Annotated in this window: 22 protein-coding genes and 2 pseudogenes; 15 read left to right on the forward strand and 9 right to left on the reverse strand. The window is 56.4% G+C overall.

What is annotated here, in order from left to right; all coding sequences use genetic code 11:
• The first annotated feature begins 50 nt into the window (after window positions 1-50).
• Complete coding sequence (locus ACIPY9_RS12600; protein WP_400701169.1) at window positions 51-959, forward strand: LysR family transcriptional regulator; 909 nt, start codon at window positions 51-53, stop codon at window positions 957-959.
• A 19-nt stretch (window positions 960-978) separates the two neighbouring features.
• Window positions 979-1,194, forward strand: a complete 216-nt coding sequence (locus ACIPY9_RS12605) for a DUF6434 domain-containing protein (RefSeq protein ID WP_400701172.1) — start codon at window positions 979-981, stop codon at window positions 1,192-1,194.
• A gap of 172 nt (window positions 1,195-1,366) precedes the next feature.
• Here ACIPY9_RS12605 and ACIPY9_RS12610 read toward each other — a convergent pair whose 3' ends face one another.
• Entirely contained in the window at window positions 1,367-2,986 is a 1,620-nt protein-coding gene (locus ACIPY9_RS12610) for a hypothetical protein (protein ID WP_400701175.1), read from the reverse strand.
• 337 nt (window positions 2,987-3,323) lie between these two features.
• On the opposite strand from ACIPY9_RS12610, the pseudogene ACIPY9_RS12615 reads away from it, so the two are divergent.
• Window positions 3,324-3,543, forward strand: a pseudogene (locus ACIPY9_RS12615) (DUF6434 domain-containing protein).
• Here the strand turns inward: ACIPY9_RS12615 and ACIPY9_RS12620 are convergent.
• The gene (locus ACIPY9_RS12620) at window positions 3,540-4,586 is read right to left on the reverse strand and encodes a class I SAM-dependent methyltransferase (protein ID WP_400701178.1); all 1,047 of its coding nucleotides are present in this window, start codon (window positions 4,584-4,586) and stop codon (window positions 3,540-3,542) included. The pseudogene ACIPY9_RS12615 and the gene ACIPY9_RS12620 overlap by 4 nt on opposite strands.
• Window positions 4,587-4,862: 276 nt before the next feature.
• Between ACIPY9_RS12620 and ACIPY9_RS12625 the strand changes: the two genes are divergently transcribed.
• Window positions 4,863-6,956 carry a PAS domain-containing protein gene (locus ACIPY9_RS12625; protein ID WP_400701181.1) on the forward strand — a complete coding sequence of 698 codons (2,094 nt, stop codon included), beginning with the start codon at window positions 4,863-4,865 and terminating at the stop codon, window positions 6,954-6,956.
• Here ACIPY9_RS12625 and ACIPY9_RS12630 read toward each other — a convergent pair.
• A complete protein-coding gene (locus ACIPY9_RS12630) occupies window positions 6,940-8,178 on the reverse strand; it encodes a Bcr/CflA family multidrug efflux MFS transporter (protein ID WP_400701184.1) in 1,239 nt (412 codons plus the stop codon). The two genes, ACIPY9_RS12625 and ACIPY9_RS12630, sit on opposite strands and share 17 nt — an antisense overlap.
• Before the next feature lie 356 nt (window positions 8,179-8,534).
• Between ACIPY9_RS12630 and ACIPY9_RS12635 the strand changes: the two genes are divergently transcribed.
• The 4 genes and pseudogenes from ACIPY9_RS12635 (at window position 8,535) to ACIPY9_RS12650 (ending at window position 12,399) form a co-directional block, all read left to right on the forward strand.
• The gene (locus ACIPY9_RS12635) at window positions 8,535-9,524 is read left to right on the forward strand and encodes an aldo/keto reductase (protein ID WP_400701187.1); all 990 of its coding nucleotides are present in this window, start codon (window positions 8,535-8,537) and stop codon (window positions 9,522-9,524) included.
• 68 nt (window positions 9,525-9,592) lie between these two features.
• Complete coding sequence (locus ACIPY9_RS12640; RefSeq protein ID WP_400701190.1) at window positions 9,593-10,585, forward strand: aldo/keto reductase; 993 nt, start codon at window positions 9,593-9,595, stop codon at window positions 10,583-10,585.
• Window positions 10,586-10,755: 170 nt separating this feature from the next.
• Window positions 10,756-11,271 (forward strand): annotated as a pseudogene (locus tag ACIPY9_RS12645) (MCP four helix bundle domain-containing protein); the annotation flags it as partial.
• 513 nt (window positions 11,272-11,784) lie between these two features.
• Entirely contained in the window at window positions 11,785-12,399 is a 615-nt protein-coding gene (locus ACIPY9_RS12650) for a methyl-accepting chemotaxis protein (RefSeq protein WP_400701579.1), read from the forward strand.
• Window positions 12,400-12,445: 46 nt separating this feature from the next.
• Here ACIPY9_RS12650 and ACIPY9_RS12655 read toward each other — a convergent pair whose 3' ends face one another.
• Together ACIPY9_RS12655 and katB are read right to left on the reverse strand one after the other, a co-directional pair.
• Complete coding sequence (locus ACIPY9_RS12655; protein ID WP_400701193.1) at window positions 12,446-12,979, reverse strand: ankyrin repeat domain-containing protein; 534 nt, start codon at window positions 12,977-12,979, stop codon at window positions 12,446-12,448.
• 50 nt (window positions 12,980-13,029) lie between these two features.
• Window positions 13,030-14,532 (reverse strand): catalase KatB, encoded by a 1,503-nt coding sequence (gene katB, locus ACIPY9_RS12660; RefSeq protein ID WP_400701196.1) that lies wholly within the window; start codon window positions 14,530-14,532, stop codon window positions 13,030-13,032.
• 419 nt (window positions 14,533-14,951) lie between these two features.
• Here katB and ACIPY9_RS12665 point away from each other — a divergent pair, with 419 nt between their 5' ends.
• A complete protein-coding gene (locus tag ACIPY9_RS12665; RefSeq protein WP_400701199.1) occupies window positions 14,952-15,674 on the forward strand; it encodes a GNAT family N-acetyltransferase in 723 nt (240 codons plus the stop codon).
• A 4-nt stretch (window positions 15,675-15,678) separates the two neighbouring features.
• On the opposite strand, the gene ACIPY9_RS12670 is transcribed toward ACIPY9_RS12665, so the two are convergent.
• Entirely contained in the window at window positions 15,679-15,990 is a 312-nt protein-coding gene (locus ACIPY9_RS12670) for a hypothetical protein (protein ID WP_400701202.1), read from the reverse strand.
• Window positions 15,991-16,016: 26 nt separating this feature from the next.
• Window positions 16,017-17,066, reverse strand: coding sequence for a hypothetical protein (locus ACIPY9_RS12675; RefSeq protein ID WP_400701205.1), 1,050 nt, complete (start codon window positions 17,064-17,066; stop codon window positions 16,017-16,019).
• Between the two features lie 205 nt (window positions 17,067-17,271).
• Between ACIPY9_RS12675 and ACIPY9_RS12680 the strand changes: the two genes are divergently transcribed.
• Both ACIPY9_RS12680 and ACIPY9_RS12685 read left to right on the forward strand, forming a co-directional pair.
• A complete protein-coding gene (locus ACIPY9_RS12680) occupies window positions 17,272-18,120 on the forward strand; it encodes a CAP domain-containing protein (protein ID WP_400701208.1) in 849 nt (282 codons plus the stop codon).
• A 397-nt stretch (window positions 18,121-18,517) separates the two neighbouring features.
• Window positions 18,518-19,042 (forward strand): DUF3237 domain-containing protein, encoded by a 525-nt coding sequence (locus ACIPY9_RS12685; protein ID WP_400701210.1) that lies wholly within the window; start codon window positions 18,518-18,520, stop codon window positions 19,040-19,042.
• A gap of 120 nt (window positions 19,043-19,162) precedes the next feature.
• On the opposite strand, the gene ACIPY9_RS12690 is transcribed toward ACIPY9_RS12685, so the two are convergent.
• Both ACIPY9_RS12690 and ACIPY9_RS12695 read right to left on the reverse strand, forming a co-directional pair.
• Entirely contained in the window at window positions 19,163-19,612 is a 450-nt protein-coding gene (locus ACIPY9_RS12690; protein WP_400701213.1) for a GNAT family acetyltransferase, read from the reverse strand.
• A gap of 63 nt (window positions 19,613-19,675) precedes the next feature.
• Window positions 19,676-20,620, reverse strand: a complete 945-nt coding sequence (locus ACIPY9_RS12695) for an alpha/beta hydrolase (RefSeq protein ID WP_400701216.1) — start codon at window positions 20,618-20,620, stop codon at window positions 19,676-19,678.
• Between the two features lie 226 nt (window positions 20,621-20,846).
• Here ACIPY9_RS12695 and ACIPY9_RS12700 point away from each other — a divergent pair, with 226 nt between their 5' ends.
• The 4 genes from ACIPY9_RS12700 (at window position 20,847) to ACIPY9_RS12715 (ending at window position 24,415) form a co-directional block, all read left to right on the forward strand.
• Window positions 20,847-21,326: a GNAT family N-acetyltransferase gene (locus ACIPY9_RS12700; protein ID WP_400701219.1), complete on the forward strand. Its 480-nt coding sequence runs from the start codon at window positions 20,847-20,849 to the stop codon at window positions 21,324-21,326.
• 419 nt (window positions 21,327-21,745) lie between these two features.
• Entirely contained in the window at window positions 21,746-22,033 is a 288-nt protein-coding gene (locus ACIPY9_RS12705; protein ID WP_400701222.1) for a DUF1652 domain-containing protein, read from the forward strand.
• A gap of 589 nt (window positions 22,034-22,622) precedes the next feature.
• On the forward strand, window positions 22,623-24,023 hold the full coding sequence (locus ACIPY9_RS12710) for a pyridine nucleotide-disulfide oxidoreductase (RefSeq protein WP_400701225.1): 1,401 nt from the start codon (window positions 22,623-22,625) through the stop codon (window positions 24,021-24,023).
• A 155-nt stretch (window positions 24,024-24,178) separates the two neighbouring features.
• Window positions 24,179-24,415, forward strand: a complete 237-nt coding sequence (locus ACIPY9_RS12715) for a DUF465 domain-containing protein (RefSeq protein ID WP_400701228.1) — start codon at window positions 24,179-24,181, stop codon at window positions 24,413-24,415.
• The last annotated feature ends 50 nt before the right edge of the window (window positions 24,416-24,465 follow it).

The following is a 24,465-nucleotide window of genomic DNA, read 5'->3' on the forward strand; positions in this document are numbered from 1 at the left end:
ATATGCGCATTGACATGACGCCAAAACCATAACTTAATTGCGTAATGCGCATGAATGATGAAATCTCTTTGTGGCGTCTGTTCTTTCGTATTGTCGAACGGGGCAGCCTTTCCAAAGCAGCCGAAGACCTGGGGCTGGAGCCTTCATCGGTCAGCCGGCGACTCAGTTCGTTGGAGGGCCGGCTCAATGCACGTCTTCTGAATCGCTCTACCCGGAGCCTGACGCTTACTGACGCCGGGACGCGTGCCTATGAGCAGATGCGCCCGCTCATCGATGAGATGGAAGGGGTTCTGGCGGACCTTGATACGACGTCACCGGTGGTGAGCGGTGGCATACGGATGACCGCTCCGGTCAATTTTGGTGAGCGCTATGTCACGCCATGGCTTACGTCATTCCAGCAACTTCACCCGGGAATCAAGTTCGATCTGGTACTGGCCGACAGCCGCCTGGATCTGATGGCCGAAGGGATCGATGTCGCGTTGCGCGTGGGAGAGTTGCCGACATCCGAACTGGTTGCCCGACGTATTGGCAGCATGCCCAATGTGCTTTGTGCGAGCCCCAGGTACCTCGCAGACAAGACCCTTCCCGGAACACCTGCTGATTTGTCGGCGCATCGTGCGCTGCTTTATTCGCTCGGTCGTGACAGAAATCGCACCCGCTTGAAACTGGAGCGCAAGGGGCTTGAACAGACGGTAGAGTTGACAGGTACGTTCTTTCTCAACAATGTAGGTGCCATCCATAGGGCCGTGCTGGACGGAGCAGGCATTCATGCTGGCCCCAGATGGCTGTTTGACGAAGCGCTGGCATCAGGCCAACTGATTGAGTTGCTTGAAGAGTGGTCATTGCCTGCATTGCCGGTTCATCTGGTTCGTCTGAAAGGGCGCTATGTGCCTCAACGAGTCGAACTCCTGTGTGACTGGATCGCTCAGTGCTGGGCCAAAGCCCGGTTTCCAGAATAACTTGAATATGAGAAAGCCCATGCCTTTCAACTGGCACTCTGACCCCATCACACATGCAACTCCCATCACCCCCACCTACAAAAACACCCAGAACGTCCGCCGTTTCATGACCGAGCACTGCGGCCCCGACTGCAAGTTCGACCGACCCTTCATGGCCTGGATTACTGACGGCAAGGAAAAAACCATGGGGGATGTGGCGAATGAATGGTTGAGCCGGTATCAGCCACACCGCTAACTCACCGATTACCCATGGTTAGCTGCCAGCCCGTCTCTGACCAAGGAATGGGCCTTGGTCTGGCTATTGTGCAGGAGTAAGACAATCGGAGTACGGTGATTATTTGAATAAAGGGCTTTGAACGAAAGATGCTTCAAAGCCCTTCGTCAGTAAACGGCAGCAGCCACTCGGTTTATGGGGTGTTTTCAGTAGGGCTGCTCATTGCATACTCTTCTATAAATTTCCACAGTAAACGTCCCATCGGCAGCCTGTAAATATCACTGTGAGCACCGCCACCTGACCCAGGTGAGTTGAACTGGGTGATGCCATCGGAAGTGTCGATATACGCTACTTTTTGTAAGGGACCATCTTTCTTGAAGGGATCGGAGCAGCCGGGTTCTCCTTGTTTGCAAATACGAAAACTCCCATTTGACGTTGCAGATGTGTCGGATGCTGCCATGCAGTCAAATATGTCCTTATAGGGAGAGTTCGGGGTGTCGCATGCCTTACGGTAGGAGCTTATAGAACCTGATGGTGAAGTCCAGACGATAAAAGGGGACCCGACAGCACTGTCTTTGGCCGCGGCTGTAAATGCCAGTTTTGTATTCTTGAGTTTTGCATAATCACGATACGGTGCGCCCTCATTGCTCAGGCTTGGAACGAATCGATTGATACTCACGGCTCCTTGCAGTGCTACTGCAAGATCAACAGGGCTGGTGACCATGTTCTGATCAGGGAACTTTTTATTGATTGGAACCAAGGCCGGCGAGCTAAAAATGGCTCTTGTCATCGCCCTGGCTCCAAAGCTATGCCCTAATGTCACGATTCGCGCATGACTGCCTGAGGCAGCAAGGCTATTGGGGATGGTTTCATTAAGGATTTTATTAAGCCACGACAGGCCGATCTCGTCAGCATCTCCTGCCTTGTTTGCATAACTTAGTACATTGCCTATCGAGTTGGACCAGTAAGATGGCCAGGTAACACCAATCACCAGAGGCCGGAAGGGGCCATGGCTGGTTTTAGACGTGTCCAGAGCCTCGTTTCGGCTTGTTCCGGTCTCTTGGAGACCTTTTTTATTCTCCAGAGAGGCGGCAATCACATTGCCTGTGAGGTCATTGAAGTTGCGCACGGCCTCTTGCTGGGAGGTGTTCCATCCCATGACGATAACAAGGATATGCGTGTAGCTTCCATCTAGCAGATCTTGAGTGAGGTTGGTCTCCAAAGACGCCAGTGCATATTTTCCATAGTCATACAGTTGGTAAGTGCGGGCATCGACCTTGTCGAGATTGGTCGAGATTCTGCAAGCATGCCAGTCGCTGATCTTGGCCAGATCATAATCTTCTTTTATCAACGCTAAAGGTTTTGCCGCATAGGCGTTGTAAACAAAGCAGTGCGTTGTAGACAGGTAGGGCTTGTGGGCGATGGTATCGTTTTCCGTGAAGCGATTCTGGACAATATGTGAGATGAACATTGCTTTGCGGTCATGGCGTTGAAAGCGATTTATAATATTGCTTGTATCAGATGTGCTGGGCGGTTCGCTTGTTATATATTGACCGCTTTTGACAAAGCTGACTTCCGGGTAGGGTTTGGGGCCTCCGACAATTGACTGAGGGCTTTTTTCGATCGCAACAATGTAACCTGGATAATGCAAGGCTGTGCCGGAGGGGAAGTGTAAGATGGAGTGGAAGTTTTTTGCATTGGAACTGCCCACGTCTAATGTGGCTTCATAAGGTTCCATCACTGATTTTTTGTCAGAACAACCCATGAGGCTGATGCCTATTATTAATAAGCCTGCCCAGTTCAGTTTTTGCATGGCATACTCCTTAGGTCGGTTTAGACCCTTTATTGCCAAGTTATATGGATGGCCGGATATATTGAACGCTACACTGGAAGCAAGTCTCATCAGCCAGTCAGCATGACTATAGTCAGCGATTGTCAAAGTGCCATTATTGTTTTTGGAAATTTAAAATCTGACGCATGGACTGCTGTTCGATACTTGAGTTGCTTGGCCAATATGAGATTTTTAAGGCATATAATGTCGATCTGTTCTCAACGTTAATATCCTGTCAGTCGACAAAGCCTATGCCCTGATCTATTAGAGGCGATTGCAGAAAAAAGCGTCAGTTAACATCCCAGCCTCAGAACATTCCATGCCCTTCAATTGGCACACCGCCCCCCATCACCCAAACCTACAAAAACACCCAAAACGTCCGCCGCTTCATGACCCAACACTGCGGCCCCGACTTCAAGTTCGACCGACCCTTCATGGCCTGGATTACTGACGGCAAGGAAAAAACCATGGGGGATGTGGCGAATGAATGGCTGAACCGGCGTCAGGCCAAAAGCCCGGACGCCGGTCAGCAGGTTTAAGCCCTGGCCTCCAGGATCAGGTTAAAAGGGGTTTCCGCCGCGCGGCGGAAGCGGGTGAAGCCGGCTTCGGTAAACACTTCGCGTAATCTCGCTTCTCCTGCCTGGGCACCGAGTCCCAGGCCGACTTCCTGGGAGAGGGAGTTGGGTGTGCAGATGAAGGTGGACGCCGAGTAGAACAGCCTGCCGACTGGCGTGATGTTGTCGTCGAGCCGGTCGTTGGCGTAAGGCTCCACCAGCAGCACGGTGCCGTCCGGTTTCAGGGATTGCAGGGCATGTCGGGCGGCGCCGACGGGGTCGCCCATGTCGTGCAGGCAGTCGAAATAGCAGACCAGGTCGTAATCGTTGCCGGGATAGTCCTTGGCGCTGCCTTGTTCAAAGCGAACGGTGTCATCCACGTCTGCGTCGAGCGCTCGCTGGGTGGCGGTTTCGATGGACGGCGCATGGTAGTCGAAGCCGATGAACTGCGAAGCCGGGAAGGCCTGGGCCATGATGATGGTCGATGCGCCATGGCCGCAGCCGATATCCGCCACCTTGGCTCCGGCGTTGAGCTTGTCGACCACACCCTCCAGTGCCGGCAGCCATTCGGCGATCAGGTGAGCACGGTAACCAGGCCTGAAAAACCGCTCCGTGCCCCGGAACATGCAGGGATGATGCTCGCCCCAGGCCAGTGCGCCATCGCCTTGCATGGCCGCGATCAGTTTATCCTTGTCGTGAAACAGGGCGGCGATGACACCGGCCCCGCCTGTGACGTACACCGGGGAGTCTTCGATGGCCAGCGCCAGGGCCTGTTCTTCCGGCAGGTGGAACTTGCCGTCTTCATGTTCCATATAGCCTGAAGCAACATGGGCGCTGAGCCATTCCTGCAGCAGGCGAGTGTTGCAGCCTGTCTTGTCGGCCAGTTCCTGCGGGGTCAGGGGCTGGCTGTCGGCCATGGCGCGATACAGGCCCAACTCATCGCCCAGGATCATGTTGGCGAGCATGGCGGCACCGCCCATGTCGTTGACCAGTCTGCCCATGAACGCATGGAGTTTTTCTTCGTTCATTGTTTGTCCTCCTGTGGGGGCCTCTGCTCAGGAGGGGATTCAGACAACGACATGCCGGGCAGTGGCCATTTTGGATGACTGCAACCTTTGCAAGATCCTTCAGGACCCGCAATGGCCCATTCAGTTTAGTCGGTCATGGAATTTGTCCGGTGTTGAGTGTTCTACTGATGCTGAAGTGCCATTAACTTTGCCAGCAGCCGTTTTTTCTCGTAGCGTGCGCATGCCGTCCTGCTTAATGTGAAACAGCGTTATTCCTACCCTCCAGGTACAGCCGCATTGACTCCGACCGATATTGAAAGCCTGAAAAGCCAGTTGAAGGCGCTTGAGCAGGAAAACGTCAGCCTCAAGGAGCAACTGTGCGCCAGCCGTCAGAAGGCCGAAATGGAGTTGGCCTCGTCTCAGGAGCGTTACCGTTTCTTGTTCGATTCCATGGACGAAGGCTTTTGCATCATCGAGTTTTTCGACGGGCCTCATGGACCTTTGAGTGACTACATTCATGTCGAGGCCAATCCGGCTTATGCCTTTCATGCCGGGATTGCCAATGTGGTGGGGCAGAAGCTTCGCGAAATGGTCCCCGATGAGGCCGATGGCTGGGTCGAGCGCTACGGCGAGGTGTTGCGTACCGGCGAGCCGGTCCGTTTCGAGCGCGAGCTGGTGGCGACCGGGCGTTACCTGGCGCTGACGGCCTTTCGGATCGAGCCGGCCAGTCGCAAGCAGGTGGCGGTGTTGTTCCAGGACATCACCGAGCGCAAGCGTGCCGAGGTTGCGCTGCAGCAACTGAATGAAACGCTGGAGGCTCGTATCGTCGAAGCTGTGGCCGAGCGTAAGGTGCTGGCCGATGTGGTCAACGGGACCAACGCCTTCATTCATGTCATCGATCCCGATTACCGCTGGCTGGCAATCAATGCTTCTGCCGCCCGGGAGTTCGAGCGCCTGTTTGGCACGATGCCGAAGATCGGTGACAACATGCTTGATCTGCTCCGGCACAGTCCTGACAGCCAGGCGATTATCCAGGCGTTGTGGGCGCGGGCGCTGGCCGGAGAGGAATTCATTGAAATCGCCAGCTTTGTCGACTCGACCGACAGCACACGTTATTACGAGATTCGCTACAGCACGCTGCGCAATGCCGATGGGCAGCAGATCGGTGCCTACCTGTTTGCCTATGATGTCAGCGAGCGGCTTCACGAACAGGCCCGCTTGAGCCAGGCCGAAGAAGCCTTGCGCCAGTCACAGAAGATGGAGGCGGTCGGGCAACTGACGGGCGGAATCGCCCACGACTTCAATAACCTTTTAACGGGCATTACCGGTTCGCTGGAACTGCTCAAGGTGCGCATGAGCCAGGGGCGTTATACCGAGATCGATCGCTATGTCGCGGCCGCCCGGGATGCTTCCAAGCGGGCCGCTTCGCTGACGCATCGCCTGCTGGCCTTTTCACGACGCCAGACGCTCGATCCCAAACCGGTGGACATCAATCGGCTGGTCATCGGTATGGAAGAGTTGATCCGTCGCACTGTCGGGCCACACATCACGGTGGAAGTGGTGACCTCGGTCGGGCTGTGGGCGACGCTCATCGATGCGCCCCAACTGGAAAATGCATTGCTGAACCTGTGCATCAATGCCCGTGATGCGATGCCCGAAGGCGGGCGCATCACGATCGAAACGGCCAATAAATGGATCGACGATCGTGCATCACGGGACCGTGACCTGTCGCCGGGGCAATACCTTTCGTTGTGTGTCAGCGACACGGGGACCGGGATGTCGCCGGAGGTCATCAATCGTGCCTTCGACCCGTTCTTCACCACCAAGCCATTGGGGCAGGGCACAGGCCTGGGGCTTTCGATGGTCTATGGCTTCGTGCGTCAGTCCGGTGGGCAGGTGCGTATCTATTCGGAAAAGGATCAGGGCACGACCATGTGTCTCTACCTGCCTCGTCATTATCTGGGGGCGCCACAGGACACGCTCGAAACCGAATCGACAGGCCTGATCCGGGCCGAGCGCCTGCAGAGCGTCATGATTGTCGACGATGAGCCGACCATTCGCATGCTGGTCAGTGAAGTGATCGAAGACAATGGCTATCTGTCCATCGAAGCCGGGGATGGCGCGACGGCTCTGGAGTTGCTGAGTTCCGACAGGCGTGTGGACCTGCTGGTGACTGACGTGGGCCTGCCCGGCGGCATGAACGGTCGCCAGCTGGCTGACGCGGCCCGGGTGCTGCGCCCTGGCCTCAAGGTGATGTTCATTACCGGTTATGCGGAAAACGCCATTATCGGCAACGGTCATCTTGAACCGGGCATGTGGGTGCTGACCAAGCCGTTCACCATGGAGGCCTTTGCCAGCCGTATCCATGAAATGATCAATCAGGACGAATGAACGGCCGGGAGAACATGGCAATCCCCAGGCTGGCAATCCCGGCCAGCCCCATGATCCAGGCCATTGTCCAGGGGGTTCCATCCGAGAACCATCCCACCATCGCCGCACTCAGGATGCCGCTGCCATAGTGAATGGCCCCCAGCAGTGAAGAGGCTGCACCAGCCTTGTGGGGAAAGGCCGACAGTGCTCCGGCGACCGAGTTGGCCACGATAAGGCCGTTCATGGACATGTAGAGCAGGATCGGAATCACCAGGCCGGGCAGCCCGCCCCAGCCGAACCAGGCATTCATGGCCAGTACGAGGCCGGACAGGGCGAAGAGCCAGGTGCCGATGTGAAAGAGCTGTTCGCTGTCCATGCGCCGCAGCAGGCGACTGTTGAGGAAGTTGAGAGCCATCATGCCCAGGATGTTCAGGCTGAACAGCCAGCCGTAGGCCTGTGGCGAAACATGGTAATACTCGATGTACACGAAAGGCGTGCCGACGATGAAGGCATAGACGCCGCCATAAAAGCACCCTCCGGACAAGGCATAGCCCATCAGGCGGATATCGCCCAGCAGTTCCACATAGCTGATGAAGGTGTGCCGCAGTGGCAGGGTCGAACGCCGTGAAGCGGGCAGCGTTTCGGGGAGGAGCCGCAGCGACAGCAGGGTCAGTACGCCGACACCCGCCAGAATCCAGAAGATGCCCTGCCAGGACCAGAACAGGAGCACCTGGCCGCCCAGCAGCGGCCCGACCAGCGGGGCGATGCCCATGATCAGAATCAGCGTCGACAGCATCCGCGCCGAATGTTCCCGGCCATACAGGTCACGCACCATGGCGCGTGACAGCACCGGTCCTACGCAGGCCCCCAGTGCCTGCACGACGCGCCCCACCATCATCTGCGTCACGCTGTCGGACAGGGCGCAGCCAACTGAACCCGCAATGAACAGCGTCAGGCCAATGGCCAGGGGTGTCCGGCGTCCGTAGCGGTCACTGACCGGCCCCCACAGCAATTGCCCCAGGCTGAACCCCACGAGAAATGCGGAAAAGGTGAACTCGATGCTGGCGGAGGTCGTGTGCAGTGCCCGGCTGATGACGGGCAGGGCAGGCAGGTACATGTCCGTGGAGATCGACGCAAATGACATCAGTGCGCTGAGGATCAACAACAGGCGCAGTTCACTGCCGCGTTCTGTCACGGTATCGCCTGAGGGTGTCCGGGCGGGTGGGGCCTGGTGTGAAGTCATTGAGCAGGGCTCCAGAACGGGGGGAGGGGATCGTACAGAGGTTGTTCGTCGCGATTAAGGGTTCCGGGACGCATGTACTCGTGAGCTGAATTCATGAGTTGCAACAGCCTGTATCAAGGCTGGATTCATGAAATCAATTCACAGGCCTTTGCCGATTATTCCGTCTAGTCCCTCCAGACACCGATCGCTACAGTGATTGTCAGGTCACAACGCGACACGATTGACCCTCACAGCCGCTCCGGCTGCTTCCTGTTCCATCCATCGTCCATGAGGGCGATGTCTCATGCGGTTCGGCCCCTGCCTGCACCCTCTTCAGCCGGGTGCAGAAGAGGGCGGACGCTCAGGAGAAACGACGCATGCAAACGCGCACGCTTGGCAACAGTAATCTTCAGGTTTCCACACTCGGTCTGGGCTGCATGGGCCTGAGTCATGGCTATGGTCCGGCCACGGATCGCCAACAGGCCATCGCCCTGATTCGGGCGGCTTTCGATCAGGGCGTGACCTTTTTCGACACGGCCGAAATCTACGGGCCCTATCTCAATGAGGCGGTCGTCGGTGAGGCGCTGGCGCCGATACGCGACCAGGTCGTGATCGCCACCAAGTTTGGTTTTACCTTCGGGGACGACAACAGGCAGCAGATTCTCAACAGCCGTCCGGAGCATATCCGCTGGGCCGTTGAAGGTTCGCTCAAGCGCTTGAAGACTGATGTGATCGACTTGCTTTATCAGCATCGGGTCGATCCCGAGGTGCCGATTGAGGACGTGGCCGGTACGGTCAAGGATTTGATCGCCGAAGGCAAGGTCAAGCATTTCGGGTTGTCGGAGGCGGGTGTCCAGACCATTCGACGTGCCCATGCAGTACAACCGGTGGCGGCACTGCAAAGCGAGTATTCGCTGTGGTGGCGTGAGCCCGAAATCGAGATCCTGCCGACATTGAAGGAGCTGGGAATCGGTTTCGTACCTTTCAGCCCTCTGGGCAAGGGCTTTCTGACCGGTGCCATCACGACCGATGCAACCTTCGGCAGCGATGACTTCCGCAGCAAGGTCCCGCGTTTCTCACCCGAAGCCTTGCAGGCCAACCAGGCTCTTGTGGTGTTGCTGGGGCAGATCGCCCGTGACAAGGGCATGACGGCTGCCCAGATTGCGCTCGCCTGGCTGCTTGCCCAGCACGAATGGATCGTGCCGATTCCGGGGACGACCAAACTGCACCGGCTCCAGGAAAACCTGGGGGCGGCCACTGTGGTGCTGTCCGGGAGCGATCTGCAGAGCATCGGGGCGGCACTGGAGCAGGTCACGATCCAGGGGGACCGTTATCCCGCTGCATTGCAGGCCCGTGTGGGGCGCTAATTGCAACATGTCCATCGCACACGCTCCTGTGAGCCGCGAGCGGGCAATCTTCAGTGAGTGGAATCGTCATGAAATATCGCAAACTTGGAAACAGCCTTGAAGTCTCTGCCCTCGGGCTCGGTTGCATGGGGATGAGTGCCAACTATGGCCCGGCAGGTGACAGGCGGGAAATGATCGCCCTGATCCATGAGGCCCTGGAGCGTGGGGTCAACTTCTTCGACACGGCCGAAGTCTATGGCCCCTTCGTGAACGAAGAACTGGTGGGCGAGGCGCTGGCCCCGTTCAGGGATCGTGTCATCATCGCCACCAAATTCGGTTTCGATCTCGACCCGGTAACCCGTCAGCGTTCCGGTGGGCTCAATAGCCGGCCGGAACACATCAAGGCCGTGGCCGAAGCCTCGCTCAAACGGCTTGGCATTGACGCCATCGATCTCTTTTATCAGCATCGGGTCGACCCGGCCGTGCCGATCGAAGAGGTGGCCGGTGCCGTCAAGGACTTGATCGCCGAGGGCAAGGTGAAGCACTTCGGGCTGTCCGAGCCGGGTATTGAAACCATCCGTCGTGCTCATGCGGTTCAGCCCGTTACCGCGGTCCAGAGCGAGTATTCACTGTTCTGGCGTGAGCCGGAGCGTGAGCTTCTGCCGGTGCTGGAAGCCCTGGGGATCGGTTTTGTGCCGTTCAGCCCTTTGGGAGCAGGTTTTCTCACCGGAAAAATCGACGAAAGCACGCAGTTCGATCTGACGGATTTCCGTAACCTCGTGCCCCGTTTTTCGCCTGAGGCACGCAAGGCGAATCTGGCGTTGGTTGAGGTCGTGAAATCGGTCGCCGAACAGACGAGGAGTACACCGGCTCAGATTGCACTGGCTTGGCTGCTGGCTCAGAAACCCTGGATTGTGCCGATTCCGGGTACGACCAAGTCGCATCGTCTGGAGGAGAATCTGGGCGCGGTCGATCTGGTGTTGACGTCGCAAGATCTCGACAGGATTGATCGGGAGGTGTCGAGGATTCAGGTTCAAGGTGAGCGGCTGCCCGAAGCGGCCTTGAAGATGACGGGGCATTGAGTGGTGCGTGTATGACCGTTTTCCGAGTCACAAATCTACATTAAGAATATTTATGAAGTAATTGCTTCATATTCAATTGTGCCTATTACCTCGGTGGGAGTAGATTGCGCTCGTTTTTTAGTAGCTATTGGCTACTAAGCCTGCCAATTTCACTCTCGCTGGGGTACGTCATGAGAAAACCCGTTTCATTGGCCAAACGCATCGGATTGGGCTTTGCGTCTGTGTTGTCCTTGTTGGTGCTGGTGACAGCAGTGGGGATCCAGCGAGTGGGTTTCATCGACGAGACTCTGCGGTATGTCAGCGACAACTCCGCGCTGATTCAGCGTTATGCGATCAACTTTCGCGGCAGTGTGCATAACCGCGCCATTTCCATTCGCGATGCCGTACTGGTCAACAGTGATCAGGAATTCAATCGTCATTTGAACGAGATTGTCCGGCTGCGCAAGGACTATGACGTTTCCGCCGAACCGATGGACCGTCTGTTCGCCGAGAAGAAAAACGTGACGAGCGAAGAAAAGCGCCTGCTGCAAGACATCAAGGACATTGAGCGCAAGACGCTGGCTTCGACGGAGAAAGTCATCGAGCTGCGTCGCAACAATGACCAGGCCGGTGCCCAGGCGATGCTGATGGCCCAGACGTCGGCCGATTACAGCGAGTGGCTCAAACGCATCAATGCCCTGATCGATCATGAGGAAGCCCAGATAAAGGGGCTGCTGGATCATGTGCAGTCAGCCGCTGGCAGTTTCATGTTGCTGATGGTGATTGCGACGACAGTGGCCCTGCTGCTCAGCGTTGTGGTGTCTGCGGTGATTATCCGCTTCGTCAAATCCACCCTGGGCGCGGAGCCGGGCGAAGTGGCCGAAGCCATCCGCCGTCTGGCGCGTGGCGATCTGAACCAGTCGATCCAGTCGGCTTACCCCGACAGTGTCATGGGAACCCTGAAAGACACATTGGGTAACCTGGCCCGGATCATCAGCGATGTCCGTGCTGCTGCCGGGCAGGTCAGCGACTCTTCGGCGCGCCTGCTTTCCACGTCCGCCAGCAATAATCGCCAGATCAGCCTGCAAACCAGTGAAGCCCAGCATATTGCTACTGCCATCATGCAAATGGCGGGCTCGGTCAATCAGGTCTCCGGTTATGCCTCACAGGCTTCCGAGGCGACCCAGGTTGCCGATGGTCAGGTCGAGAGCGGGCATCGCATGGTAGGAGAGGCGGCCACAACCATTCAGGAGCTGGCAAGCATTCTTGAACAAGCCACCCAGACCGTGGATCAAGTGTCCAGAGACAGCGAAAACATCGAAACCGTGATCGAAGTGATCAATTCCATCGCCGCACAGACCAACCTGCTGGCCCTCAACGCTGCCATCGAAGCGGCCCGTGCCGGTGAATATGGCCGGGGCTTTGCGGTGGTGGCTGACGAGGTTCGCTCACTGGCGACCCGGACCCAGGAGTCCACCCAGGAAATTCGCGAGATGATCACCCGGCTTCAGGGCGGTACTCAGGGCGCTACCCGGATCATGCAACAAAGTTGCGCACTGGCCAGCGAAACGGTCGAACAGACGCGAGATGCCCAGGCGTCCCTGAGCCGGATTCGTCAGGAAGTCAGTGCGATCAACGATATGAACGCCCAGATCGCCAGCGCTTCGGTTCAGCAGAGCATGGTGGCCACAGAGGTTGCGCAGAATATCAACCGTATCCATGGCTCTACGCTTGAGTCGGCAGAGGGCTCCCGTGAAGTCGCGGCTTCCAGTGAAGAACTGGCAGCACTGGCGGATCGCCTGACCGGGAAGGTCGCGTTTTTCAAGCTCGGCTAGGCAGGAGCGGATTCATCCGCGAAAACGCTCTGCCAGGCCCCACCGTTCACTGAACGGGCGGGGCCTGAAACTCGCCTCTGGACAGGCTGTTCACATCATTGCCCATGCTGTCGCGAATGCTCAGGTCGGCACCCTTGGCCTCCAGCGCCTTGAGAATGTCGTTGCGCTGGAACAGCGCGGCATACATGGAGGCCGTCTGACCGGCGTTATTGCGCTGGTCGGGTGCGCAGTTGGCTGCGACCAGGCGTCTGGCGATACTCAGTTCGCCCTTGAATATGGCGCCCATCAGGGCGGTATTACCGCGATGGTCCTTGGCGCAAGGGTCTGCACCGGCATCGATCAATTGGGTGACGAGCTGTTCGTGGCCGTGGTAGGCGGCGAGAATCAGCCCTGTGTAGCCTTTCTCGTCCTGAATGTTCAGGTCATAGTGGGCGTCGATGAACGTCGCCATCATCTCGCTGTTCCCTTCGCGGGACGCGTCGAAAAACAATGTGCGTATCTGGTTGGCTGTCTGGTCTGACGGTGGCTGGGCCTGGACGACCGACGTCAGCAGCAGTAACCCGTAGAGTAAGGTGCGCATGGGCGTTCTCCTGAAACAGCCAGCCCCTTGCGGAGCTGGCTGTCGACTCATCAGTCTTTGAGGTTCGCAGCCAGGGCCTTGACCTTGGCCAGATCGCCCTTGGCCACTTCGGTTACCCGAGTGCCGTAGGCTGGATCGGCCTTGTAGAGGAACGAGAGCATGATGTTCTTGCTTTCGGTATCGGTGTCCGCCAGCGACTCACCGAAGCTCTGAACCAGATCGTTCTGTTCCTTGGCGCTGTAGGAGCGATACAGATCGCCAGCCTGCTTGAAGTTCTGCTCGCGCGTGATCTTCGCCTGCTGGGTCGTGCCGCTGAGGGGCGCTGAGCTGTAGCGTGCCTGTGGATCCGCAGGACGTGGGCTCAGGCGGCTTGGCTCGTAGTTGACGCCGCTGGTGGTATGCCCGGTGTTCATCGCGCCATCCTGGTTGCCGTTGTTGACGGCCACTTTAGGCTGGTTGACGGGCAGGCTCAGGCCATTGGCACCCAGGCGATACATTTGGGTATCGGCATAGGAGAACACGCGGCCTTGCAGCAGGCGGTCTTCGGAAGGTTCGATACCCGGTACCAGGTTGGCCGGGGCCAGGGCGACCTGCTCGGTTTCCTGGAAGAAGTTATCGACGTTCTTGTTCAGCACCATCTGACCGATCTTGCGCTCGGGGACGTCAGGCCAGATCTTGGTGGCATCGAGCGGATCGAACTCGAACTTGGCCAGATCTTCAGGTTTCAGCACCTGAATGTAGAGATCCCATTTCGGGAAATCGCCTTTTTTGATTGCGCCGACAAGATCATTGGTCAGGTGGCTGTAGTCTTTGGACTGGACTTGAGCCACTTGTGCCGGATCAAGATTCTTGATGCCTTGCAGCGACTTCCAGTGGAACTTGACGTAATGCACTTCGCCCTTGGCGTTGACCAACTTGTAGGCGTGTACACCGTTACCGTCCATGAAGCGATAACCGGCTGGCGTCCCTTCATTGGAGTACAGCAAGGTCAACGTGCGAGTGGCTTCAGGTACGTGGGAAAAGAAATCGAAACGGCGCGAGTCATTATCCAGGTTGGTTCTTGGGTCCGGTTTGAACGCATGAACCATGTCGGGAAACTTGATGGCGTCACGAATGAAGAAGGTCGGGAAGTTGTTACCGACCAGGTCCCAGTTACCATCGGCGGTATAGAACTTGGTTGCGAAACCGTGAGGGTCACGCAATGTTTCTGGCGAATGGTTCCCATGAACGACCGAAGAAAAACGGACGAATACCGGAGTGGCTGTTCCCGACTTGAAGACTTTTGCCTTACTGAGATCGCTGATATCGGCCGACGCGGTAAATTCGCCGCGAGCCCCCGTACCACGGGCATGCACCACGCGCTCAGGAATGCGTTCACGATCGAAGCGCTGAAGTTTTTGCAGTAACTGCACATCTTGCAGCAGTACAGAGCCTTGCGGCCCGGCAGTTTGTGAGTTCTGGTTATCGCCAACAGGGGCACCATTGTCACGGGTGAGTGTATCTGCGTAAGCAGCAGGAATAACCATCAAGCCGACAGCGGTTAAACGCAGCATTTGGCCAGACCAGTTTAATAACGGCATTTTTGAATCCCTCATATTTTTGTATTGAGCGCACTTATCGTAGGCGCGTGAGCGCTTATTTCATGATCGTAAAAATTTATCGAAGCGATTGAGAGAAATACTGGAACAGCGGAAAGAGGGGAAATTTTCTGAAGATGAGAATCATTATTCTTATGTTGGGTTTAATATTGTTTGAAACTTCTTGTATTAAATGATGCCAAAGTAATGGCTTGTTTGTGGGGCTGAAAGTGTTCTTTCCTGAATGAATAAGGGGTGTTTTCTGTATGCCTGTAAAACCTGGCTTATTGAGTGCCTGGGTTGAAACAGGTCCTTCCGTTCATTCAATGCCTTATCCAGGACCTGGCCAGGCGCGTTATGATGCGCATCACGAGTAAGCCGGAGCCACACGCTTGATGTCCACTGTCACCCTTTTTGAAACCACGCCTCCCGAGTTCATCAAGAGCCAGATTCTGCAGATGGTCGTCGATTACCTCACCGACATCAGCATGGTCGCCATTGCCCCGAGCAACCCTCTCTACAACCTTTATCAATACGGTGTCGGGTACGAAGTCCATCTTTATCTGGAGGCCATGAACGGCTCCAGAGGCATTCCGGTCGAGCTGATGGTGGCACTGGATGACGAGGACCCTTCCATCGTGACGGGCTTCACCTTGTACCTGCCGGTCAAGGACGATCCCGATGCCTGTGCCGTGGCCTATATGGCGGTGCGCGAAAGCCATCGCCGTAGGGGTGTGGCGCGAGCGATGCTGCAGAAAATGACGAGCCGCTACCCTCATGCCGAGCTGCCCTGTTTCGTGAGCAAGGTCCCGTGCTTCGAGTCGCTGGGTTTCCAGGTGACGGGTGCCCGTGGCCCGCAAGTGATCATGAACACCCGCGACCACGGTACCGACGGCCTGCTGGCTGTGCTGGATATCGCGCCGATCTATCGTTCGGTGGAAGTGCAGCAGATCCACGCCTACCTGCTCAAGCAGCATGGAAAAAGGGCCATGGTCGATGCCGAGAAACAGCGCGACCGGCATCTGGACCAGATGACCCGTCATGCCAGGGCATTTGTCGTGGAACGGCTTGGAGAGGAGGCCTTGAAAGGCCGCGGGCGCGGGCAGGTGCTGGTCTGATCCGTCAGGCTCCCTGCCGTCTCCCCAGACCTTTGAAGGCTTTGCGCCCCCGCACCATTCGCCAGGCCATGCACAGGCCGGCGATCATGAAGAGCATGGAGACAACGGACGTCTTGAAAAAGTAGAACACGAACCTGAGCGGTTCGTGGCTATAGATCAAATGCTCTTTGACACGGTTGCTTCTCGGACCGGTCTGTATGTCCAATTCCAGAGTGCGCATGGCTTCAAAAAGCTCTGAGCCGACAAAAAAGGCGCACCCTATACAGAAAAAGGCACCCAACAGGCAGTAGATCTTGACTCTGTATTCAGGTATCACGTCGTCGATCCTTGGGTGACGTATGTTTACCGTTCGCTCAGCTTCCAGCATTCCGCGTAGCGCTTGCAGACATCGTATTGCGCGTCCATCTGCGCCATCCGGTCAAGGTGCTGACTGAGTGTGGTGGCCAGTACCGTCTTCTGAACCTGGAAGTAATACATCGCCATTGCCCTGGACTCCAGGAGTCTGGCCGCATCGATCTCCTTGCTTGTCTTGTCCGCCGGGACGGCCCACTGTTCCAGCTGCCTGTCGTCACGCTGTTTCAGGCGCTGACGATATTCATCCTTGTAGCGCTGCAATACCTGAGCCTCATTACCGAGAGCTTCTGCATTGAAGGTTTCGAGATTCTGGCGGTACAGGGCCCAGTAAGCGTCGGGGAGAGTAAAGCCAAGCTTGGCCTTGCGCTCGGCAATGAGGGTGTCGACTTTCTCCGGGGACCACTTCAGGCGTTCGGACCGGCTCGGGTCAGGTTCGCGTGGAATCAGTGTGTCCTTGTCGATGATCTGGTCGATCAAGGCCACGCGATGAGGGGTGTCCGGGAACAGTTTCGGGAAGATAGGGCTGGTGCCGGCACAGGCGGGCAGTCCCTTGTTCTCGACCGGAATGGGGGTTCGCACCAGTTGCCCATTGATGTGTCGCACGCGCTGCAGCAGCGTCTTGCAACTGCCTTTGCCAGAATTCAGCGTCAATTCGTATTCGGCATTGCGCTCCGGCGTGAGGTTGAAACTGATGCCGCACAGGACATAGCCCGTACGCATATGGATGCGGAAGTAGGCTTCCTGCTCCGGCTTGAGTTTGAGCTCCAGATAGCCGTCGGCGTCGGCTGGAGGCGCAAAGCTCATGCCGACCTTACGCTCGCTGTCGCGTGTGAAGATGTTGTTCAGCGTTCCGGTGGTCTGGCCCTCACAGTGCGTGTCATCGAAATAATCGAGTGTGGTATTGGGCGTGTTGGCGACAAAACGCAACTTGGCGGCATCGGGTTCGGAGGCATCCATATAGTTGCCATTGATGCAGCCGCCGAGCAGAACCGAAAGCAGCGCGAGGGGGAGAGTGCGGGAAGCGCGGAGCGTGAACATCTGCGGGGATCATCCTTGATGATGTGTGGCACGAGAGGCGCGGGACGATACTAAAAGGCCGTTGCTCTGTCCATGTAGCGTCAGTGTTACTCCTCAACTGACAAGTCGGCCCTGATCGCGGATGAGCGGCAGGCTGTTTCGGGCCGCGTGCAATTTTCCCGATAAATCGCGCATCATGTGCGCGTCCGGTCTACAGGTAGCCTCCATGCACATGTCATCTGTCTTGCGCCTTGCGGCGCTGTCGTTGGGAATGGTGTTTTCCGTTGCGGCAATCGCAACCGAAGAAGCTCGACTGGCGGAGTCGATCAATGGCTATCGCAGTCAGGTGCAGCGCTGTGCGGGGCAGGTGTCCATGGAATTGCCTCCGCTGGTGAGTGATCCGCGTCTGGTATTGCCTGCTACGGGTGTAGGCGATTTGCAGCAGTCACTGGCGCGAGCCTCTTATCCCATGGTTACGGTGCAGGCCATCAGCCTGTCCGGGCCACGTGATGCGCAATCGGCCATGCAAGCGGTGCAGGAAAGCTTTTGCCAAGTGGTGCTGGACCCGCAGTTCGTCGATATCGGTGTCAGCCGGGAAGGGCGCGAGTGGCGCATCGTACTGGCACGTTCGCTGGTGGCTTCGCGTCTGGGAGACTGGCAGTCAGAAGGGCAGAAGCTGCTGGAACTGGTCAATACGGCTCGCACGCAGCCGCGTCGGTGCGGTGCCCAATCCTTTGCAGCCACGACGTCGCTGTCCTGGAATACCAGCCTGGCGGCTGCGGCCGAGAGCCACACACGGTCCATGGCCAACGGCAACTTCTTTGATCACAAGGGACGTGATGGCAGCACGCCCGGCGACCGGGCCGAGCTGGCGGGATACATCGGCCAGCAGATTGGCGAGAACATCGCGGCCGGGCAAGACACCATTCAAAAGGTGGTCGATGGCTGGCTGGCCAGCCCCGGCCATTGCGCCAATCTCATGAACCCGGGGTTTCGTGAACTGGGTGCGGCCTATGCCATTGATCCCAAAAGCGATGCAGGGATTTACTGGACTGCCGTATTGGGCGCGCAATAAGCGTCTACCCGACAGGGTATGAAGCGGAAATGGAACTTTTTTCGGGATCTGGCCACTCACTCTGCCAGATGGAATGGTTGTGCCTTTTAATATTCCCATGCCCGATTCCTATATATGAATTCATACACGGTTAATATAACGGTCATCATACAACTGTGGCTTTCATATGCCCGATAAGGTGTTGCATGACTACAATGTCTGCGTTTTTTGCCGAACATTGATAAGCGCTTCAAATTTCAGCATGATAAGTGAACGCGTGCGTACATTTAACTTGACAAACAAACAGGGATGAATTGAAACTGAATCCACTTCCCCCGTTTCAAATAACTCCGTGATTGCATGAATAAGAATCGGTGTATGTGTTTTGCGCATACAGAGAGCAAGAGGGCCTGATGATATGAATATTATTGATTTTGCAGACCCTCGAAAGAAGACCACACGCGCAGTAAGCGTCATGAGAGCGCCCTTGCTGGAAAAGGTGCTCACCATCACGTTGCGCACGGATGCCGCGACATTTCTGGGCATATGCAGCGATGGCCTGCGCAGTAACACCTCGATATTGGGAGGTGAGTTCTATGGCCAGCAGTTCCAGGGCGTGGTGTTGCCAGGCGGCTCCGATTTCTTTGTCGAGAATTCGGGGGATGTCGCTTATCTGAATGCGCGCTTCACCCTGCGTACCGATTTGGGCGAATTGATAAACGTCATCAATAAAGGCGTGCTTGTACTGGATGAAGTCGGTCAGCGGGAAATTCAGGACGGTGTATGGCCGGTGACCAAAGGTCATTATGAATGCACCTGCACGCCTCGATTTCAGGTCGGTATAGGGCCTAATGACTGGCTGGAGCGTAGTGCCTTTATTGGAAAGATTGAATATATCTGTGCGAATGAAGTCTTGATCAATGTTTACCGCATCAAGGCCTGAGGCGTTTACAGAACATCAGACTTTCTGAAGTCGAGTATTGAGTGCATTCGCTCTTTTCTTGATCGCCTCCTGTATGCGATATACAGGGGCTCCCTTGATCCGGGGCTGTAAGTTTCAGACTCACCCCGCTCGAACAGGCGGGGTGATGTTCGATTCGATCTTCTTGCCCATGCTGATGTGGTGTTCAACCGCGTAACCCAATGATTCATAGAAGGCTCTGACGCCCTCATTGGTGTTGCGAATCTGCAGGTTGATCTTCAGGCAGCCCAATGCGGTCAATGCCTGTTCTGCCTGTCGTACCAGGGCCGTTCCCAGGCCCTGTCCACGAACTGACGGGTGTACCGCCACCGAGTAAAGCCAGCCACGATGGCCGTCATACCCGGCAATCAGTGTTCCGATGACGTCATTGCCTTCTACCGCGACAAAGAACAGTTGATCCGCGACGGCCAGCTTCTTGTCGATCGACAGATCAGGACGGTTGTGCGGGGTGTCGTACTCGAACACGGTTTCCCAGAGGCTGATGACCCCAAGGCGATGATGCCTGTCTGAATAGCCGACAATCGAATTCATGGCGCACCCTTGAAATGGAATGCACCGACGCTAGCGCTTTGTTGCCGGGTCTGTCCATCACACTCAACCGGCCTGTTTCTGTCTGTCGTCCTGTTTGGTCACCTGGCCTGTTGAGGGCGGGGTCTTCAACAGCGCCTGGATGGCCTGACTGTAGGCCTGTCTGCCCAGTCGCATGCTGTTGTTATGCGTGCCGCCGGGGACCAGCAGCAGGCTCTTGGGCTCTTGTGCCGCTGCGAACAGCTGTTCGCTGAAGCGGGCCGGTACATAGCGGTCGTCGGTGCCATGCACGATCAGTACGGGCATGTGAATGTCAGCGATCTTGTCCAGAGAATCGAATTTCTGCGAGAGCAGCCAGCGCACCGGTAATGAGGTGTTGGCGATGGCCGTTGCGACATCGGCCAGATTGGTGAAGGTCGATTCGATGATCAGGCCACGGGCCTGAGCCGGAGAGTTTTCCTTTTCCGCATCGCGCCCCAGTTCGGCAGCCAGGTCCACGGCCACCGCACCGCCCAGGGAGTGGCCGTAGATCACCCGTCGTTGCGGATCGGGTTGCAGCTGTTTCAGACGATCCCAGGCAATGCGGGCATCCTCATAGACGGTGGTTTCCGAAGGCAGTTGCCCCATGCTTTGGCCAAAGCCTCTGTAGTCGATGGCCAGGATGGAGAACCCCAGTGCCCGCAACTGTTCGATGCGGAACAGTTGGCCGGTCAGGTTCCAGCGTGAACCGTGCAGGTACAGGACGGCGGGGGCGTCCTTGCGTGTTGCAGGCCACCACCAGGCATGAATGTTCTGTGAGGTGCCGAAAGCGGGGGTGTTGAGTTCAAGCTCCTGGACATCGGCGGGCAGGCCGCTGTACCAGCTGGCATTGCCAGGCTCGATGCGAAAGACCAGCTCCCGTTCCTTATGTTCCAGTACGGCGCATCCGACCGGCAAACCGATGATTAAGGCCGCCATGCAAGCCCAGGTCAAACGGCGGGCCTTGAGGCGGGCAAGCGAGAATATCGGCATGTGGATGACGTTCCGGTAAACAAAATGAAATAAAAACCGGTTCCACGTCTGCCTTGCAAGGCCGTGCAGGAAAAATCGGTTACAGGATATTGCTTCGTTTCTGCCGGAGATTACCCGGGCAGATTTCAAGGCTTCTCCGATTCTGTCGGGTGACAATGCGAAATCTGTGGGGTCGCATATAGTCTCTATCGCTTGTTATTCAAATTCATCAAGAGGTTACCGCTCAATGTTTCATCACCGTCCCATGGAAGAGAAAGACATCCCTGTCGTGTGTGAGCTGCCTCAGAATGCCGACGAGCTGTTTTACATGTTTCCCCGAGCGGTCTATCCCCTGACACCCTCTCAGCTCAAGGAGGCGATGGAAAGCCGGTCCGATTCCACGGTCATTGAAATGAATGGTGAGGTCGTGGGGTTTGCCAACTTTTCCCGTTTCGATTTTCGTGGCCGCTGTTCTCTGGGCAACGTGATCATCGCTCCCGGTGCACGCTCCAGAGGCGTCGGCCGCTATATGATCAGTTGCATGATGGGCATCGCGTTCGACAAGCACGAGGCCAGCGAGTTGACGGCTTCCTGTTATAACCACAATGTTCCCGGCCTGTTGTTCTACCCCCGCATGGGCTTCCGACCTTATGCCATCGAGGAGCGGCGAGACAGGCATGGCGCTCGCGTTGCCTTGATACATCTACGTTTGCCTCGCACTGAATGACGTCCTTTTCGTGCCGCTCGGCATCGCGGGTTGTTCGATAGTTGTCAGGCTGGAGTGACAACAGGCTTTCGTGAATTTTACAGGGGCACTTTTTATATGTGCCCTTTCTGACCGTTCGTCTAACTTTTCATCGGTAAGGCGGTGAGCCCGGGAAAGAACTTTTTAATAAAAAGGGCTTTACGTCACGGGTGAAACGTTTTTTCTGTCAGTTATTTCAGCGCTCAAACGCAAGGGGCTTTGGGGGTGGCCGGAATGGCAAGTTGCTTGGGCTGAAGGGGAGGGGTATAAAAAGATGGATACGCAGTGAGTCGTGATAATGAATCGGTGGGCAATGGAGTGCCCTTGCTTGAATAGAGTCACTATAAAAAGCATTGGCAAACTGCTGGATTCAGCAGCGCATGAAAATAAGGAGATATCTAATGATTGCTTGTGGACTGTCGACCCTGGAGTTGCGAAACATCGTCGAAGTTGCTTTTTTACCGCTGAGTTGTACATGCACTGTCGTACCGGGGCTTTCGTCTGACCGGTCGACCATGACGGTACAGATCGTTGACCCATCGTCCGGCCGGGTTGAGCTTCTGGTGACCGGAATCGCACTGGACAGGCTCAAGACCAGCCGGGATATCTCCGATCTGGTGGCCGAGTTGCGCGATGAGCGGGTCCAGCAGGGGCGGCTGCATGCCCAGCCTCAATACCATACGGCCTGATACCGGACCATAACCCCTTTCATCACCGTTGTATTCATCACGCCTCGCTCATTCATGATCGGGGCGTTTTCATGTGCGTCTGAAGAAGGGTCTGATCGTCGGTGGAAACGTACCTGAGCAGACAGGTCAATTTGCTGGCGCTGGACTTTTGTGGGTTTAGGGGCGGGCGATGTAAAAATAAAACCGCTTTGACCGCCTTGAAACATCCCGACAAAAGAGCAAACTCCAGAAAGAACGATATTATTGGTAAGGAGATCAAGTGTTTAAGTGTTCAGGTGTTCGATGTTTAACCGGTGGCCAGGTTGTTTGACACCCTGTTGGTTATTTGCAAGTATCCCTTCAGCCTTTTCTTTCTGATCTCGTTGCGCGGGATATCCCTTCGGCTTTTATCGTGCTGATCGTTTATATCAAACGGCCCGCGGTAGCTTTGCGCCTGCGTTTATTGAACGTACGGTGCGGAAAGAATGTTTATAAAAGAAACATGAACGTTCTGCTTGAACCTGACGGTTCTTGAATGTCTTGCCCTGCGTCAAAACATCCAGAAATTTTGGAGTGCCCCCATGCATTTATATGACGATGGAGCTTCATCATGTTTGAAGATGACCTGGAAACAACATGCGGGTGTGTGGTAGGAGGCGCTGGACTGGCGGGTATGGGGTTTCTGTTCAATGCCTTGAAAGGCGGCACATTGGCCGAAATTGCCCGCAAGGGATTGATTGTTGTCGACGCCAGCGACCATCCCGGAACAGGAACACTGGGGCAATACAGGATCACGGCCAACTCGGTCGGTGATGTGTTTATCGATTGCCTGCGTGATCCGGCGTTGAGAGAAGTCTTCGAGCCTCTGGAATACTCGCCTGCCTACTGGCGTATCCGGGGGCAGGCCCAAAGCGCACCGCCATTATCGGATGTCGGGCAATTGATGACGGAGGCATCGAAGTTGCTGCTGGACCACATCGTGCGTGTATATGGCGTGAAGGTATGGCATTGCACGACGATCACTGAAGTGGTCTGCGAGGAGGACGGATTTGGCGTGAGGCTTGAAACCGGAGGCTGCAGGCGCCTGATTCACTGTCGGACGCTGGTGCTCAATCTGGGCGGTCGCCAGGATCCCCTGCATTTGCTCCATAGCCTGGCCGAGCAAGGCCTGTCCCTGCCGGCATCGATGAATATTCAATGCTCTGATCTGCTGCTGCGCATGAACGCCGTGCAATTGCGTGAAACGTTTGCGCCGGTCCTGGCCAGCGGCAGACGAATCACCGTGGTGGGTGGCTCTCACAGCGCATTTTCGATGCTGGAGAATCTGGCCGATGCACTGGAGTTTGCCGGTTTGCAAGAGGTGACGCTGATACACCGCTCGCAGATCCGCCTGTTCTATGAAAGCGCCGAAGAGGCTCAGGCTGCCGATTATGCGTTTGATCCCCAGGCTGACGTCTGCCCTCTGTCGGGCCGTATCAACCGTTCCGGTGGCCTGCGCTACCGAGCGCTGGATATCGGGCGCGAAGCCTTGAAAAGTGGACGGATCGGCAAGACCGGCGTGCGGGTGCAACTGTTGCAGACAAAAGACGGTCAGCCCGGCGACCATGAAAAAGCCAGGGTCGCCCTGGCCGAGTCGGGCATCGTGGTGCAATGCACGGGGTATCAACCTCTCTTGCCTCTGCTGAGCGATTCCGACGGGCATCCTGTCCATTTATGTGAAACCAAGGGGGGACTGGACTCCGACGCCTCCGGCTGCCCCGTGGATCAGTCGGGACGGCGTCTGCACGGCCTGCATCTGTTCGGCATGGGGGCTGGTCTGAGTGCCGATCCTCAGTTGGGCAGCGAGCCGTCGTTCGACGGGCGAATCTATGGCGTGTGGCAGTTTCATCATGATGCCAGTCGTGCCGTGATCGAGGCAGTGCTGGACCGACTGCATCACAAGGTGTCGTCCGCCGACCTTTCCCGCGAAGCCCGGGTATGGCAGGTGAATGAGCGTTTTTCTGTGGGTTAAACCGGTTCAATACGGGCTGCCAGGCTCTATACGAAAAGTCGGGCGCGACTCCGATCGTTTCTCTCCTGTTTTCGCCTTGCCTCACCTTTGCTCGAAAACATTTCATACAGAGCCTAGGCTTATGGTTTCGGCAGTCATATGGGAGGTGCTTGCTCATGCCAGTCAAACATGATCTTTTCGCGGATTTGAAACTGACCAGGGAAGAGGTGGTCGAGCGCAGCAGGAGTGATGCGAAACTGCATCAGTTGCTCAGCGATTATGAGGCTGCAGATACGCAGGTACTGGATGCTGAAAAGGGGGTGGCTGGAGGCATCGGTGACGACGATCTCAAGAAGCTCAAGGAGAAGCGCCTGCTGGTGAAAGACAGGATTGTACAGTGCCTTGCCAGATAGGCTCAGGGCAACGAAAACGGCCTGGCTTGAAGCGAGGCCGTTTGTCTGTT

This window comes from Pseudomonas sp. NPDC089734, assembly GCF_044748865.1.
Classification (GTDB): Bacteria; Pseudomonadota; Gammaproteobacteria; order Pseudomonadales; family Pseudomonadaceae; genus Aquipseudomonas.

What these genes read in the sequence shown, in the direction of transcription:
- ACIPY9_RS12600 (WP_400701169.1), top strand. Translation starts at nt 51, where the DNA reads ATGAATGATGAAATCTCTTTGTGGCGTCTGTTCTTTCGTATTGTCGAA.
- ACIPY9_RS12605 (WP_400701172.1), top strand. Translation starts at nt 979, where the DNA reads ATGCCTTTCAACTGGCACTCTGACCCCATCACACATGCAACTCCCATC.
- ACIPY9_RS12610 (WP_400701175.1), bottom strand. Translation starts at nt 2,986, where the DNA reads ATGCAAAAACTGAACTGGGCAGGCTTATTAATAATAGGCATCAGCCTC.
- ACIPY9_RS12620 (WP_400701178.1), bottom strand. Translation starts at nt 4,586, where the DNA reads ATGAACGAAGAAAAACTCCATGCGTTCATGGGCAGACTGGTCAACGAC.
- ACIPY9_RS12630 (WP_400701184.1), bottom strand. Translation starts at nt 8,178, where the DNA reads ATGACTTCACACCAGGCCCCACCCGCCCGGACACCCTCAGGCGATACC.
- ACIPY9_RS12635 (WP_400701187.1), top strand. Translation starts at nt 8,535, where the DNA reads ATGCAAACGCGCACGCTTGGCAACAGTAATCTTCAGGTTTCCACACTC.
- ACIPY9_RS12640 (WP_400701190.1), top strand. Translation starts at nt 9,593, where the DNA reads ATGAAATATCGCAAACTTGGAAACAGCCTTGAAGTCTCTGCCCTCGGG.
- ACIPY9_RS12650 (WP_400701579.1), top strand. Translation starts at nt 11,785, where the DNA reads ATGGTAGGAGAGGCGGCCACAACCATTCAGGAGCTGGCAAGCATTCTT.
- ACIPY9_RS12655 (WP_400701193.1), bottom strand. Translation starts at nt 12,979, where the DNA reads ATGCGCACCTTACTCTACGGGTTACTGCTGCTGACGTCGGTCGTCCAG.
- katB (WP_400701196.1), bottom strand. Translation starts at nt 14,532, where the DNA reads ATGCTGCGTTTAACCGCTGTCGGCTTGATGGTTATTCCTGCTGCTTAC.
- ACIPY9_RS12665 (WP_400701199.1), top strand. Translation starts at nt 14,952, where the DNA reads ATGTCCACTGTCACCCTTTTTGAAACCACGCCTCCCGAGTTCATCAAG.
- ACIPY9_RS12675 (WP_400701205.1), bottom strand. Translation starts at nt 17,066, where the DNA reads ATGTTCACGCTCCGCGCTTCCCGCACTCTCCCCCTCGCGCTGCTTTCG.
- ACIPY9_RS12680 (WP_400701208.1), top strand. Translation starts at nt 17,272, where the DNA reads ATGCACATGTCATCTGTCTTGCGCCTTGCGGCGCTGTCGTTGGGAATG.
- ACIPY9_RS12685 (WP_400701210.1), top strand. Translation starts at nt 18,518, where the DNA reads ATGAATATTATTGATTTTGCAGACCCTCGAAAGAAGACCACACGCGCA.
- ACIPY9_RS12690 (WP_400701213.1), bottom strand. Translation starts at nt 19,612, where the DNA reads ATGAATTCGATTGTCGGCTATTCAGACAGGCATCATCGCCTTGGGGTC.
- ACIPY9_RS12695 (WP_400701216.1), bottom strand. Translation starts at nt 20,620, where the DNA reads ATGCCGATATTCTCGCTTGCCCGCCTCAAGGCCCGCCGTTTGACCTGG.
- ACIPY9_RS12700 (WP_400701219.1), top strand. Translation starts at nt 20,847, where the DNA reads ATGTTTCATCACCGTCCCATGGAAGAGAAAGACATCCCTGTCGTGTGT.
- ACIPY9_RS12705 (WP_400701222.1), top strand. Translation starts at nt 21,746, where the DNA reads ATGATTGCTTGTGGACTGTCGACCCTGGAGTTGCGAAACATCGTCGAA.
- ACIPY9_RS12710 (WP_400701225.1), top strand. Translation starts at nt 22,623, where the DNA reads ATGTTTGAAGATGACCTGGAAACAACATGCGGGTGTGTGGTAGGAGGC.
- ACIPY9_RS12715 (WP_400701228.1), top strand. Translation starts at nt 24,179, where the DNA reads ATGCCAGTCAAACATGATCTTTTCGCGGATTTGAAACTGACCAGGGAA.